Annotated in this window: 9 protein-coding genes and 3 pseudogenes; 11 read left to right on the top strand and 1 reads right to left on the bottom strand. The window is 63.3% G+C overall.

Annotation, left to right across the window (positions count from 1 at the left end):
* Window positions 1–23: 23 nt before the first annotated feature.
* Window positions 24–579 (bottom strand): annotated as a pseudogene (locus AHiyo1_RS14365) (ATP-binding cassette domain-containing protein); the annotation flags it as partial.
* Between the two features lie 287 nt (window positions 580–866).
* Between AHiyo1_RS14365 and AHiyo1_RS14370 the strand changes: the two are divergent.
* The 11 genes and pseudogenes from AHiyo1_RS14370 to AHiyo1_RS14425 form a co-directional block, all read left to right on the top strand.
* On the top strand, window positions 867–1,937 hold the full coding sequence (locus AHiyo1_RS14370) for a LacI family DNA-binding transcriptional regulator (RefSeq protein WP_059389026.1): 1,071 nt from the start codon (window positions 867–869) through the stop codon (window positions 1,935–1,937).
* 79 nt (window positions 1,938–2,016) lie between these two features.
* Complete coding sequence (locus tag AHiyo1_RS14375) at window positions 2,017–3,693, top strand: ABC transporter substrate-binding protein (protein WP_059389027.1); 1,677 nt, start codon at window positions 2,017–2,019, stop codon at window positions 3,691–3,693.
* 127 nt (window positions 3,694–3,820) lie between these two features.
* Window positions 3,821–4,798 carry an ABC transporter permease gene (locus AHiyo1_RS14380; protein ID WP_059389028.1) on the top strand — a complete coding sequence of 326 codons (978 nt, stop codon included), beginning with the start codon at window positions 3,821–3,823 and terminating at the stop codon, window positions 4,796–4,798.
* A 10-nt stretch (window positions 4,799–4,808) separates the two neighbouring features.
* Window positions 4,809–5,735: an ABC transporter permease gene (locus AHiyo1_RS14385; protein ID WP_059389029.1), complete on the top strand. Its 927-nt coding sequence runs from the start codon at window positions 4,809–4,811 to the stop codon at window positions 5,733–5,735.
* Window positions 5,732–6,685: an ABC transporter ATP-binding protein gene (locus tag AHiyo1_RS14390; protein WP_059389030.1), complete on the top strand. Its 954-nt coding sequence runs from the start codon at window positions 5,732–5,734 to the stop codon at window positions 6,683–6,685. The genes AHiyo1_RS14385 and AHiyo1_RS14390 overlap by 4 nt, the downstream gene beginning before the upstream one ends.
* A pseudogene (locus AHiyo1_RS14395) lies at window positions 6,682–7,750 on the top strand (ABC transporter ATP-binding protein). The gene AHiyo1_RS14390 and the pseudogene AHiyo1_RS14395 overlap by 4 nt, the downstream one beginning before the upstream one ends.
* Window positions 7,747–9,306, top strand: coding sequence for a glycoside hydrolase family 32 protein (locus AHiyo1_RS14400; protein WP_059389031.1), 1,560 nt, complete (start codon window positions 7,747–7,749; stop codon window positions 9,304–9,306). Before AHiyo1_RS14395 ends, AHiyo1_RS14400 begins: the two are co-directional and overlap by 4 nt.
* 232 nt (window positions 9,307–9,538) lie before the next feature.
* Window positions 9,539–11,031, top strand: a pseudogene (locus AHiyo1_RS14405) (glycoside hydrolase family 32 protein).
* Between the two features lie 728 nt (window positions 11,032–11,759).
* A complete protein-coding gene (locus tag AHiyo1_RS14415; RefSeq protein ID WP_084784517.1) occupies window positions 11,760–12,371 on the top strand; it encodes a helix-turn-helix transcriptional regulator in 612 nt (203 codons plus the stop codon).
* Window positions 12,368–12,922, top strand: coding sequence for a DUF6036 family nucleotidyltransferase (locus AHiyo1_RS14420; RefSeq protein WP_059389033.1), 555 nt, complete (start codon window positions 12,368–12,370; stop codon window positions 12,920–12,922). The genes AHiyo1_RS14415 and AHiyo1_RS14420 overlap by 4 nt, the downstream gene beginning before the upstream one ends.
* A gap of 517 nt (window positions 12,923–13,439) precedes the next feature.
* Window positions 13,440–14,164: LLM class flavin-dependent oxidoreductase (locus AHiyo1_RS14425; protein WP_059389034.1), on the top strand; the 725-nt coding region annotated here is incomplete at its 3' end.

A 14,164-nucleotide genomic window follows, 5' to 3' on the forward strand; every position in this document is an offset into this window, starting at 1 on the left:
CGGGAAAGCGCCGATCGGCCCTGTCAGGCCTTGGCTGCGCCGGTCATGATCGCGACGGCGTCGGTCGATGCTGTGGGACTGCGGGGTGATGGTGGCCGCGCACTTGCCCAGGCGCTGGATGTGGATCCGGTCTGCCACATCGAACACGTGTGGCATGTTGTGGCTGATCAGGATGACCGGAAGGCCGCGGTCGCGCAGGTCGCGGACGAGCTGGAGGACCTGGTTTGATTCGCGGACTCCCAGGGCGGCGGTCGGTTCGTCAAGGACGACGACCTTGGAGCCGAAGGCAGCCGCGCGGGCAACGGCGACGGCCTGGCGCTGGCCGCCGGAGAGGTTCTCGACCGGCACTGTGACGTCTTGCAGGGTGGAGATGCCCAGGCGTGTCAGTTCTTCCTTGGCTTTCCTGCGCATGCCTTTGGTATCGAGCATCCGGAACACGCTTCCCAGTAGGCCGGGGAGGCGCTCTTCACGGCCGAGGAACAGGTTCGAGGCGACATCAAGTGCCGGGGAGACAGCCAGGTTCTGGTAGACGGTTTCGATGCCGTGGACCCGGGCGTCCTGCGGGCGTTTGAAGTGCACCTGCTTGCGTCAGATCCACCGAACGAAGACAACGTTGTCAAAAAGGGAACCTACGGCTTGTCCACCGGACAAGTCAACAGTCAAATCCTCCGACGCCCGGCCTGGCTCAAGCGATCGTGAACCAACTGCCCGCATGCCGGTGGAAGCCGTTGACAGCTACGAGGTAACGCGTGTAACCTCAATCACACCGCTGAAGGTAACTCGCGTTACTTGCCAACGATTGCGATACGACCTCAGACCGAACCCTTGGTACTGCGCGCAGGATCAACGAAGACACGGAGCATTCAATGGCGAAAACCACCACCCCCCAGAAAGCCGCGGCTGTGCGGCAGCGGGGTGTCACCATGAGTGATGTCGCCCAGCACGCCGGTGTCTCCCGGACGGCGGTCTCGTTCGTGCTGAACAACCGCGAAAACGCCAGCATTTCTGAGGAAACGCGCATCCGCATCAACGACGCCGTCCAGGCATTGGGTTACCGCCCGAATGCCGGAGCGCGCGCACTGGCTTCCCAACGCAGTGATTGGTACGGACTCGTCACCGAGATCGTGACGGCCCCGTTTGCGGTGGACATCATCAAGGGCGCCCAGGATCAAGCCTGGCTTGACCACCGGTTCCTGCTCATCGCGCCTTCCGACCAGGCCGATGCCGTAGGACCCAACCAAGGCCTGGAAGATGCAGCAACGGAAAAGCTGCTGGAACAACGAGTGGAAGGACTTTTGTACGCGGCAACATACCACCGCGGGGTACATGTTCCGGAAAGCGCCCACGAGGTTCCCACTGTCCTGATCAATTGTTTCGACGCGGACGGGAAGCTGCCCTCGATCGTCCCGGACGAGCGCGGGGGCGGCAGGGTTGCCGTCGATCGTTTGCTCCGGGCCGGCCACAGCAGGATCGGAGTCATCAACCTGGACCCGCACATTCCCGCGGCCGTCGGGCGTTTGGAGGGTGCCCGCGAAGCACTCGCCGGCGCCGGGCTCGAACTGGATCCGGAGCTGGTGGTGTCCGGGCATGCGACGGCGGATGGAGGCTACGAGGCGGCGTGCCAAATCCTGGATCGTTACCCCCAGCAGGACAGGCCGACCGCACTGTTCTGCCTCAATGACCGCATGGCGATGGGCGCTTATGACGCCATCAAGGAACGGGGACTGACCATCCCCGGGGACATCGCCGTGATCGGCTTCGACAACCAGGAACTGATCGCGGCCTACCTCAGGCCAAAACTGACCACGGTTGCGTTGCCCTTCGAAAAAATGGGCGCACTGGGAGTCCAGACGCTCGCAGCTCTCACAGCAGGACAGCCGATCACTGCCGACCAGCAATTGGTCGACTGTCCGCTGCTAGAACGCTCTTCGGTCTGACCGCGAAATCAAGTTTCGAAGAGCAAACCCTTACCCACCCCTTCACCTTGCTGATGAAGATAGGAAAGAGATACCCATCATGACACAACCCCGACTCTTGAGGTCTGCCCGCATTGCAGCGGCCGGACTGGCTGTGGGTGCAATGCTGCTGACCGGCTGCGCTGCCACTGTCAACAAGTCCGCCGGCACCGACGCCGGAGCCAACGCGAACGCCTTCCTGACCATCCCGCGTGAGGACATGAGCACCTTCGACCGTAACTTCAACCCCTTCGCCCCCACTGTGAACCCCATGGTCCAGCAGGCCATCTACGAACCCCTACTGGTCTTCAACCCGGCCAAAGGCAACACCGTCCCCTGGCTGGGCGCCTTCTGGGACGCTGCCAAGGACGGCAAGTCCGTCACCTTCACCCTGCGTGACGGCGTGAAGTGGTCCGACGGGCAGCCTTTCGTCGCCGATGACGTGGCCTACACCTTCCAGCTGCAGAAGAAGCTCAAGGGCGGCTTCGAGTACCTGGATTCCGTCACTCCGGCGGGCACCGACAAGGTGACATTCACCTTCAACAAGCCCTGGTCCCCCGCGCTCTATGAGATCGGGCAGCTCCCCATCCTCCCCAAGCACATCTGGTCATCCATCGCCGATCCGGCGAAGGACACCAACGCCAACCCCGTGGGAACCGGCCCCTACACCCAGGTGGACAGCTTCCAGTCCCAGTCCTTCGAGCTGAAGAAGAACCCGAACTACTGGCAGCCTGACAAGCAGAAGATCGCCGGCATCAAGATGCTGGCGATGTCCGGAAACGATGCCGCCAACCTGGCCAGCGTCAACGGCGATGTGGACTGGTCCACCCAGTTCATCCCGAACATCGAGAAGACCTTCATCTCAAAAGACAAGGACCACCGCCACTTCTGGTTCCCGCCGACGGGCGCCATGATCAACTGGCAGTTGAACACCAGCAAGGCGCCGTTCAATGACGCGACGGTGCGCAAGGCCCTGAGCATGGCGGTTGACCGTGACCAGGTCACCAAGATCGGCATGAGCGGGTACGCCACTCCGGCCGACTGCACAGGCCTCTCCGGCAACTACGCGAGCTGGAAGAACGCCGATGTGGCGAACAACTGCACTTGGACCAAGCTGAATGTCGACGAAGCGAACAAGATGCTCGACGGCGCCGGCTACCCCAAGGGCGCGGACGGCAAGCGCACCCTCAAGGACGGCAAGCCTTTCGAGTTCAAGATCTCCGTGGGCGCCAGCTCCTCCGACTGGCTCTCCGTGGCCAACGTGATCTCCCAGAACCTCCAGGCCATCGGCGTGACCGCCAAGGTGGACTCCCCTGACTGGGCCTCCGTCGTCTCCGGCTACGAGCAGGGAACGTTCGACACCGGCATCGTCTGGAGCGCGAACGACCCCAGCCCGTTCAAGTACTTCAGCTCCACCATGGGCACATCCACCGTCAAGCCGGTGGGCGCCAAGGCCACCGAGAACTACCACCGTTTCGGCGATCCAAAGGCCGATGATCTCCTGCAGCAGTTTGCTTCTGCTGGAGACGAAGCCGCACAGAAGCAGATCGCGAACCAGCTTCAGGCGGAATACAACGCGGTGGCCCCGACGGTTCCGCTGTTCTCCGGCCCCGAATGGGGCGACTACACGGACGTTCACTTCACGGGATGGCCCACTCAGGACAACCCCTACGCAACGCTCTCTGACCGCTCCCCCACCACGGTCCTGGTCCTGACCACCCTGGAACCGCGCAAGTAGCCGGCGCCACTTCTCGGCCGGTGGCTGCAGTTGCCATATTCCGGTTCCCACCGGCCGAGAACCTTTTCATCTTTCCCGCCCGGGACCATTGTCGTCCCGGACCCCGCCTTTCCCGAACGGAGCAACCGTGCGCTTCATCCTGCGCCGCCTGGGTTTTTACCTGATCGCCTTCTGGGCCTCCATCACCCTGAACTTCCTGCTCCAGCGTTTCATGCCGGGAGACCCCGTCTCACGCATGTTCGCCCGTACCCAGGGCAAGATGCAGCCCGAACAGATCGAAGCCCTGCGCAAGATGCTCGGCGTGGATACGCGGCCGCTCTGGGAACAGTACGTCGACTACATGCACAACATCCTGACCGGCCAGATGGGTGTCTCCATCTCGCGTTTCCCCACCCCGGTCACCGAGGTCATCGCCAGCCAGATCGGCTGGACCCTTTTGCTGGGCGGAACCGCACTTGTGTTCGCCGCCATCATCGGCAATCTCCTCGGCATGCTGGCCGCCTGGCGACGCGGCGGCGCGATCGACTCCGCCCTGCCGCCGCTCCTGATCTTCATCGGATCCTTCCCGTACTTCTGGCTGGCCATGGGAGCCCTGTACCTGTTCGGTGTAGTCCTGGGCTGGTTCCCGATCCGCCACGCTTTCACGGATGGTCTGGAGCCCGCGTTTACCTGGGAGTTCATCGGCGACGTCGGTGCTCACCTTGTGCTCCCGGCGCTGACGATCGTCCTGGTGTCTATCGGCGGCTGGATGCTCGGCATGCGGAACACCATGATCGCCACGAACGCCGAGGACTACATCACCATGGCCGAGGCCAAGGGTCTCCGGCCGGGCCGCATCATGCTCCGCTACGCGGCAAGGAACGCCATGCTCCCGTCGGTCACGAGCTTCGGCATGAGCCTGGGCTTCGTGGTGGGTGGTGCAATGCTCACCGAGGTGGTGTTCGCGTATCCCGGCGTCGGCTACCAACTCCTCAACGCCGTCCAAGGCCTCGACTACCCGCTCATGCAGGGCCTGTTCCTGACCATCACCGCCGCCGTGCTGCTGGCGAACTTCCTCGTGGACATCCTCTACGTCCGCCTCGACCCGCGTGTGCGCAGCAACTGAGGGATCCATCATGACAACCGCAATTCTCAAGCAGCCCACTGAGCCCACGGCTGCCCGCAAGCCCAACCGCAGTTTCGTCCACGGACTTATCACCAACAAGAAGGCCCTGGTGGGCATGATCGTGATGCTCGTGTTCATCGCGCTTGCGTTGCTGGCCCCCGTGCTGTTCCCCGGAGACCCATCGCGGATCACCGCGATGGCCTCGCTGGAACCGTCTCCCGAGCACTGGCTCGGCACCACGGCCAAAGGCCAGGACGTGCTTGCCCTGACTGTCCATGGCTCCCGCAGTTCCCTGTTCGTCGGGTTGACTGTGGGCTTCGCATCCACCTTCATCGGCATTTTGGTGGGCCTGGCGTCGGCGTACTTCGGCAAGTTCATTGACGAAGCACTGTCCCTGGTGACCAACGTCTTCCTGCTCCTGCCCGGGCTCCCGCTCCTTGTCATCCTGGCAGCTTTCCTGCCGCCGGGTTTGGGCACGGTAATCCTCGTGCTCGTGGTCACCGGCTGGGCTGGGTCGGCACGCGTATTGCGCTCCCAGGCGTTATCCATCCGCTCAAAGGACTTTGTGGCCGCGGCCGTGGTGTCCGGCGAACGGGCGGGCCGCATCATGTTCCGCGAGATCCTGCCGAACATGGCATCGATCGTCATGGGAACCCTCCTCGGCTGCGTGATTTACGGCATCGGCGCCCAGGCAGGCCTGGAGTTCCTTGGCCTGGGTGACGTGAGCACCGTTTCCTGGGGCAACAACCTCTTCTGGGCCGGCAACGAGGGAGCCCTACTGACCGGCAGCTGGTGGGTCTTTGTTCCCTCGGGTGTCTGCATCGCGCTGGTCGCGTTCGCACTTGCGCTCATCAACTACGCCGTGGACGAGGTCACTAATCCGCGGCTGCGGAAGATCAAAACCCCAAAGAATACCGAAAGGAGCGCCGCCAAGTGACAGTCTCCCAAGTTTCCTTCGGCTCCCACGAGCCCGTTCTCGACGTCAAGAACCTCACCGTCAAGTACATCGGCGACACCCGCTCCACCACCGCCGTCGACCGTGTTTCCTTCAGCATCGGCACCGGAGAGGTCTTCGGGCTGGCAGGCGAGTCCGGCTGCGGCAAGTCGACCATCGCCAACTCGATCATGCGGCTGCTCAAGGACCCCGCAAAAATCGCCGCCGGCAGCATCTCCTTCGGCGGCAAGGACGTCCTGGCCATGAGCCCGGAGGAACTGCGGCGTTTCCGCTGGCAGGACGTGGCGATGGTCTTCCAATCGGCCATGAACTCGCTGAATCCGGTGCTCACCATCGGCGAGCAGATCGTGGACATCTTCACCACACACGCCGGCTACTCCCGCAAGGAATCCCTCCGACGCGCGGGCCAGCTGCTGGAACTTGTCAGGATCGACTCCGCTCGACTCAAGTCCTACCCGCACCAGCTTTCGGGCGGCATGCGCCAGCGTGCGGTGATCGCGATGGCCGTGGCGCTCAAGCCGTCCCTCCTGATCCTCGACGAACCCACCACCGCCCTGGACGTGGTGGTGCAGCAGGAAATCATGGCCCAAATCAAGGAACTCCAACGCGAACTGGGATTCTCCGTCCTCTTCATCACCCACGACATGTCCCTCATGGTGGAGCTGTCGCACCGCATGGCCGTGATGTACGGAGGCCGGATCGTGGAGACCGCGAAAGCCCAAGACGTCTACGCCAACCCTCGCCACCCCTACACGCAGGCGTTGATGGGTGCGTTCCCGCCGCTGACCGGTCCGCGGGTTCCGCTGACCGGACTGCCCGACGGCGTGAAGTTCCGGAACATCCCCGACCTCACCGAAGCAGCACCCGGCCATTTCGTGGCTCCGTTTGGTGCCGACGCTGAAGCAGCCGTCCTGGAAGGAGCCGCACGATGAGCCACGCTGTGCTGTCATCCCAGCGCCCCTCCGCCGACACAGAAGCTACGGCCCTCGAGGTCCGCGGACTAGGAAAGTCTTTTGCAATAGGTGGTTTGTTCTCCCGGGAGTCCGTCCGGGCCCTGCACGGCGTAGACCTGACCATTGGCCGCGGAGAAATCGTGGCCCTCGTGGGAGAGTCTGGGTCGGGTAAGAGCACCCTGGCCCGCTGCGTTGCCCGGCTGGAACGTCCGAGCTCCGGCGAGATCCTGCTTGACGGCGTCGACGTCCTCAAGCGTGACCGCTTCCAGGCATCGAGAGCGTTCCGCTCCCAACTTCAGATGGTCTTTCAGGATCCCTTCGGCTCGCTGAATCCTGCCCACAGAGTGGAGCATTTCCTGCGGAGGTCGCTAGTGATCCACCGGAAGGGCGGCAGCTCCGAGACAGAGACACAGCAGCGACTCGAGGAGCTTATGACCACCGTGGGCCTGCAGGCCGACATGTTGAACTCCTACCCGCACGAGCTCTCCGGCGGCCAGCGCCAGCGAGTCGCGATCGCCCGGGCTTGCCGGGGAACCACAGGTCATCCTCGCTGACGAGCCCACCTCCATGCTGGATGTTTCGGTCCGGATCGGCGTGCTGAACCTGATGCGCAAACTCCGCGATGAGCAGGGAATCTCCATGCTCTACATCACACACGACCTCGCTTCGGCCCGATACCTCGCGGACCGGACGGCGGTCATGTTCGCCGGTGAGCTCGTTGAAGAGGGCGAGTCCTTGGACCTCCTGGCCAACCCGGCCCACCCGTATACGCAACTGCTGGTCTCAGCCGTCCCGGATCCGGCCCGGGCGGGCTCCTACGATCCCGTCCGCCGGGCCGAGCTGCGACAGGCTGTGATGGCTTCGACCAGCTGCGCTTTCGACGGCGACCCAAACCAGGCCTGCTCGGCCGAGGAACCCGTTCGCCACGGTGTGGGCAACCCCGAAAACCGCCACTGGGTGCGCTGCCACCTCTACCGCCCGCAGGCTGGAGCCGGCGGCCACGCCCTGGCAACTGAACCTACGGACAGCAAGGCCTCCGCATGACTGAATCGACGCACCCGCTCGGCACCGTCCCCCAGGACGAACTGATTGCACGCGCCGATGCGGACCCCCTTCGGCCGCGCTTCCATTTCGTGTCCCCGGCCGGTTGGCTGAACGACCCCAACGGCGTGAGCCAGTGGAACGGCACCTATCATCTCTTCTACCAGTACAACCCCGAAGGCGCCTTCCACCACCGCATCCAGTGGGGCCACGCCACCAGCACCGACCTCGTCCACTGGACGGACCAGCCTGTGGCGCTGGAACCTTCCGCAGGTCCGGACGCCGACGGCTGCTGGTCGGGGGTGTTGGTGAACGACGGAGGAACACCCACCTTGGTGTACTCGGGACGGCTGGGCGAGCAGGAGTTGCCCTGCGTTGCCGTCGGATCCGCAGACCTCCTGAGCTGGAGCAAGATTCCTCAGAACCCGGTCATCGCAGCCCCGCCGGCCGGAGTGGCCATCACGGCGTATCGCGATCACTGCGTATGGCGCGAGGGTTACATCTGGCGGCAACTGGTGGGATCGGGCATCCGTGGGCGCGGCGGCACGGCGTTCCTGTACGAGTCGGAGGATCTGCGCGCCTGGGAATACGTCGGGCCCCTGTTCATCGGCGACGCCTCACAGGGCGATCCTGCCGATTCCGATTGGACCGGGACCATGTGGGAATGCGTGGACCTGTTCCGGGCACGCGAGGGATCGTTGGGTACGGTTCCGACTTCTGGCGACGCGCCCGACGTGCTGGTCTTTTCCGCATGGGACAACGGCGACACGCGCCACCCGCTGTACTGGACCGGCCGCTATTCGGAAAACTCCTTCGAGCCCACCGGGCTGCATCGGCTCGACTACGGTGGACGGTTCTTCTATGCGCCGCAGTCATTCCAGGATGAGTCCGGCCGACGCATCATGTTTGGTTGGCTTCAGGAGGGCCGCAGCGACGCCGCGATGATCGAGGCCGGGTGGTCGGGCGTCATGAGTTTGCCGCGCGTCACAACCGTGGCCGACGACGGAACCCTGGGGTTCGCGCCCGTGCCTGAAATCGAGAAGCTGCGCCGGGACCATGTGGGCCTGCCTGGACAGGAACTGGCGGGTACCGGGGCACCTGTGGCTACCGGTGTGTCCGGCAGCCAATTGGACCTCGAACTGGATGTGCAGCTCGAGCCTGGTGCTGTGCTGCGACTGGGCTTGCTGGGATCGGCTGACTGTGGCGTCTCCGGTAAATCCAAGGAGGAAACAGTGATCGAGCTGTGCCGGACCACTGAAGGCGACGGCCAAGGCACACTCCGCCTCGACCGGACTCAGAGCAGCCTCGATCCAACCGTTGATGTCGACGACAAGTCCGGACCGCTTCCGATGCCCGACGGCCGGGTGCACCTGCGCGTCCTGGTGGACCGATCCGCCGTCGAAATTTTCGCCAACGGCAAGCCGCTCACCGCCCGCGTTTACCCGACCCTGGCCGGCGAGCACGTGAGCCTGACCGCCGAGGGTACCGTGAGTCTGCTCTCCTTCGATGCCTGGACCATGGCTGAGATCTTTGGAGGAGCTCGGAACCTCTTCCCCTAACTCAGGATCCGACCTCTCCCGCCTTTGGAGTCATTTCCCCATCGCTCTACCACCTAAGACATCCAGCTCATGGCCGGTGCATCCCGCCGCGAAGCGGACGTACGACCTATACAAGAGCAACTGCTAACACCAGCATCCGTCCAGCCGCCGAACAGCGCCCCGCGCCGTTCGCCGGCTGGATGGCCGCACCCACCCTTCCTCAGGAAGACGAAATGAAATGAGACTTTGATTCATGACCGCGTTAACCGCGCCCACACGTGAGGCTTTCCGGCCGGCGATGCATTACGCCAGCAAGGACACCTGGCTCAATGACCCCAACGGCCTCATCTACTACGAGGGCAATTACCACCTCTACTACCAGAACAACCCCTTTGGGAATGTCTGGGGAAACATGTCCTGGGGGCACGCCACCTCCACCAACCTCATCACGTGGAGAGAGCAACCCGTCGCTATTGCCTGCGACGATTACGAGGACATCTTCTCCGGCAGCGTCGTTTACGACCAGCACAACACCAGCGGACTCGGCGACGGAACTGTTGCACCCCTGGTCGCCATCTACACAAGTGCCTACAAGGAGAACTCACAGCACGCCGGGATCCAGGCCCAGTCACTCGCGTGGAGCACGGACGGTGGCTACACCTGGTCCAAGTACCACGGAAACCCGGTCCTGAACCGCAATTCCGCGAACTTCCGCGACCCGAAGGTGTTCCGCTACAACGGCCCGGCCGGCGCCTATTGGGTAATGGTCGCTGTCGAGGCACTGGATTTCACGGTCGTGATGTACCGTTCCGATGACCTGAAGAGCTGGGACTACCTCAGCAGTTTCGGGCCGGCCAACGCTACTGGCGGAGTCTGGGAATGTCCTGACCTATTTCCTCTACCACTTGACGGGAACGAGGACCTGATCAGATGGGTGCTGACCGTTAACCTCAATCCCGGCGGGCCGAACGGAGGATCTGCGGGACAGTACTTCGTGGGAGACTTCGACGGCGTGACGTTCAGCTCCGAAACCACGGTCACTGAAGGCGACCAGGATCCGGCGCGCCTGACCGAGTATCACTGGCTCGACTGGGGCCGGGACTACTACGCTGCCGTTTCCTTCAGCAACGTTCCGGACGGTCGCCGGCTCATGATGGCCTGGATGAACAACTGGCAGTACGGCAACGACATTCCAACCTCCCCGTGGCGAAGCCCATGTCGCTTGTACGCGAGGTCTCGCTGGTCAGCTCTGAAGGGACACCGCACCTTACCCAGCAGGCAGTGATTGACCCCACAGCGCTTACCCGCACAGTTGCCTACACAGAGCTCGACGTCGATGGCATCCGTTCCGTGGCAGGCGGGGGCGCCGTGCAACTCATCGAGATAACCTTTGTGCCCGGTTCCGCAGATGAATTTGGCCTCGTGATCCGCGGCAACGGCAACGAAGGTACAAGGATCGGCATCCGTCCGGGTGACGGCAGACTGCTCGTGGATCGAACGGTCTCGGGCAACACCGCGTTCCACGGCGCCTTTTCATCGATCGACACCGCGCCCCTGCGTGCCATGGATGGAGCGTATAGGCTGCGCATTTTCGTTGATCACTGCTCTGTGGAGATCTTCGCCCAAGACGGAGAAGTCACCCTCACCGAGCTGATCTTCCCAGACCCCTCCGGCACCGGCGTGTCGCTGTACACCACCGGAGGAACCGCAAAGGTCGCTTCGCTCAGGCTCACCACCCTCGCCTGACCATGGCTACCCAACCGGCGGATGGTTTCAAACCCACCCAATCAACGCAACGGGTGGACGACGGCGACGCAGCTTGCGGGCCAGGGGACGCGCCTGAAATAGAGAGTCCCCTGGCGCGCGTGGGTTTGAACGCCTTGCCGCTGCCGTGCAGTCACTACCGCCGCGGCGCCGAACTGCTGTTCCCGGTCCTCACCGAGAGGAGGAAAAGAACTCCATCTCGATCGCCAGCAATGAGTCTTCCTCGAGTGACATGTGGACCCGCAACCTGTCCTTGGAAAGTGATTTGGCCCGGGAGGCGGCGCCTGACTTTCAGGGTTTCGTGTTGCGACCGATTGCACGCCTCCCGGCCCAAGAGTGTGGGGCTATACACACCGCGGGATCTGCGGGAGCCCGCGCGGCTTTCCTGGTCTCAGGCGCCCTCAAGGCGCTTCAACAACCCCGCATCGTGTCGCAGCACGAAGTTCAACCGAGCACTGACATCGGGACCGCGGCCGTGACGAGGGTCCAACTCGGGCCCTTGACGGACACCGTCCGGTGTGGGGGCGTGCGCCTGGTCCGCCGACTGACCCGCCCCACGGACGCTGTCTTCTGGAAGAGGCCGGTTCATATCCATGCCCGATAGTACCAACGCATCAAACAACACAGTTCGTTGACGGACAAGTTCAATCGGCCATTGCTGACACCATTCGGTGACATAATGGAATGATGAAGGAGGACGTTTGACGAACATGACCAGCATCGACACACCCGCGGCGGCCGGTTCGATCATCCGCGCCCGGCGCCAGGAACGAGGGCTTTCACAACAGTCGCTCGCAAAGGCGAGTGGTGTTTCACGGAAGTTCCTTGTTGACCTCGAAGCCGGCCACGAACGCGCCGAACTCGGCAAAACAATGGCCGTCCTCCACACCCTCGGGCTCTCGCTGACCGCCTCCGACCCTATGCCCCGCGGCAGCGACTACGACCCGGCACGGCGGGACTACGCCGAAACCTTCGCCCAGCTGATCGGCTCGCGCGACTTCGAGTTCGCCATCAAGATGCTCGCCGACTACGCCACAGCCTCCCTCAAAGCCGGAAAGCCGCTGCTCCAACGCAGCCCCCGGCTCAAGGATCCGCACTGGGCGGCGGCCCTGGCCGGCATCACCAACTACACCGCACACCGGCTCGGGCAACCCGCACCGTCCTGGACCAGACGCATCAAGCCCCTCAACGAGGCGTGGATGCCGGCCGAGTCCTACCGACACGTCCGGGAACCCATGAAACAACTCACCATGTCCGAAACACCCGCCGAACTCGCCGCCCTGAACGTCTTCATCCGCGAACGCAGCCTGGCCACCGCATGAGCGGCGGAGAGCTCACCGCTGATCAAATCCGCGCACTCCTCCACGAACTCGGCCGGCGCCTGCAGGCCCGCGGCATCCACGGCGACATCAAACTCGTCGGAGGTGCCGCGCTCATCCTGCAGGGAATCGGCAACCGCCCCACCGCCGACATCGACGCCAGCTACGCCGACCCCGCCACGGTCAACGCCGTGGTCACCGAGATGGCCGAAGACTACGATCTTGCGCCTGATTGGCTGAACTCCAACGCAGCAGCATTCGTCCCGGACAACGCCACCTGGGTAAACCTGGAACAACTCGACGGACTCACCATCCAGGCCGCGGACACCGAAACACTCCTGGCCATGAAAATCGCCGCCGAACGCGACAAAGACACCCTCGACATCGCCCGGCTCCTTCGCCGGCTCAACATCACCAACGCCGACGACGCCGTCGACCTCGCCTATAAGAAATACGGCGACCACTCCATCCCCCTCGCCGCAGGCCGGGACAACTACCTCATCGTCGTCGACGACGCCCTCGACGCAGCCGCAGCCCTCAAACACGACGAATAATTTCCCAGACCAGCCCTCCAGAAAGTGCCTCAACCCGGCCCGCGTTTGGATAACCATCGCAGACATCGAGAGGAGCAGTCGCCCGCGCCCGCTTAGCGAGCGGAAACCCTTTCTGCCAAGAAGACACCCGTGACGCAAGCCGTAAAGAGGGGCTGTACTGAGACCATCTCGGCCAGCATGATCTTCCCGCCTCCCGGATTATGTGCTCGTTGACAAGCACACAACATGCCTGCGAATACAGGCTGGCGAGTTCCGATCCCGGACAACCGTCGCCCATCCGCAAGTTCCACGAGTTGTTGCATCCTGCATTCACGAATCATGACCGGCCGGTTTCGTCCGGAGACGCTTATCGGGCACCCCTGTGGAGGGAGCTCCATCTCCGGCAGGCGTTCGATGCCTGCGACGTAGCACCGCTCACCTCAGCCGACACGGAGGGTAACCTCCTGCCATTGTCAGAAGAACCCGCAGGTTCCGGCGCATATTCTGAGATCAGCCGTATCCGCTCCTGAAGGAAGCCATGCCCGACACCTCACGTCCCTTACGCAAACTTGGATTCCTCACTATCGGCCTGTTCGATCCAGCGGATCCCGCCTCGGGCCACGAATCCACTTTGCAGATCATCGAACTTGGCGAAGGCCTCGGATTCGACAGCGCGTGGCTGCGGCACCGTCATCTGCAGTTCGGAATCTCCTCCCCCATCGCGATGATGGCCGCCGCCAGCCAGCGCACCTCACGGATCGAGCTTGGAACCGCTGTAACCCCGCTGGGCTGGGAAAACCCCTTGCGCCTTGCCGAAGACCTGGCCACCGTGGATCTGCTCGCTGGGGGACGCATCAATCCGGGGCTGAGCGTGGGCGAACCGATGCACTACGACACACTGAAGCACGAGCTGTACCCGGATTCCTCCGAGTTAGAGGATTTCAGCTACGGGCGCCTGAACCGATTTGCCCGGCTGATCGCGGGGGAAAAGGTGCGGGACTTTTCCGGCAGGCAGGGTGTAGTCGAGGAATTCTCCAACCGCGTCGAGCCGCACTCTGCCGGGCTCCGGGATCGCCTTTGGTATGGGGCGGCCAGCAGGAAATCGGCCGTCTGGGCCGGGGCAAACGGCTTCAATCTGCTCTCCAGCAGCGTCATCTTTCCGGAAGCGGATCAGGAACCGGACTTTGCCCGAATCCAGCAGTCGCAGATTCGCGCCTTCCGTGAAGCCGCTGAAACGTCAGCCCAGGCGCACGGACAGGCCCG

Source organism: Arthrobacter sp. Hiyo1, assembly GCF_001263615.2.
Taxonomy (GTDB): domain Bacteria; phylum Actinomycetota; class Actinomycetes; order Actinomycetales; family Micrococcaceae; genus Arthrobacter.

What these genes read in the sequence shown, in the direction of transcription:
- AHiyo1_RS14370 (WP_059389026.1), top strand. Translation starts at nt 867, where the DNA reads ATGGCGAAAACCACCACCCCCCAGAAAGCCGCGGCTGTGCGGCAGCGG.
- AHiyo1_RS14375 (WP_059389027.1), top strand. Translation starts at nt 2,017, where the DNA reads ATGACACAACCCCGACTCTTGAGGTCTGCCCGCATTGCAGCGGCCGGA.
- AHiyo1_RS14385 (WP_059389029.1), top strand. Translation starts at nt 4,809, where the DNA reads ATGACAACCGCAATTCTCAAGCAGCCCACTGAGCCCACGGCTGCCCGC.
- AHiyo1_RS14400 (WP_059389031.1), top strand. Translation starts at nt 7,747, where the DNA reads ATGACTGAATCGACGCACCCGCTCGGCACCGTCCCCCAGGACGAACTG.
- AHiyo1_RS14415 (WP_084784517.1), top strand. Translation starts at nt 11,760, where the DNA reads ATGACCAGCATCGACACACCCGCGGCGGCCGGTTCGATCATCCGCGCC.
- AHiyo1_RS14420 (WP_059389033.1), top strand. Translation starts at nt 12,368, where the DNA reads ATGAGCGGCGGAGAGCTCACCGCTGATCAAATCCGCGCACTCCTCCAC.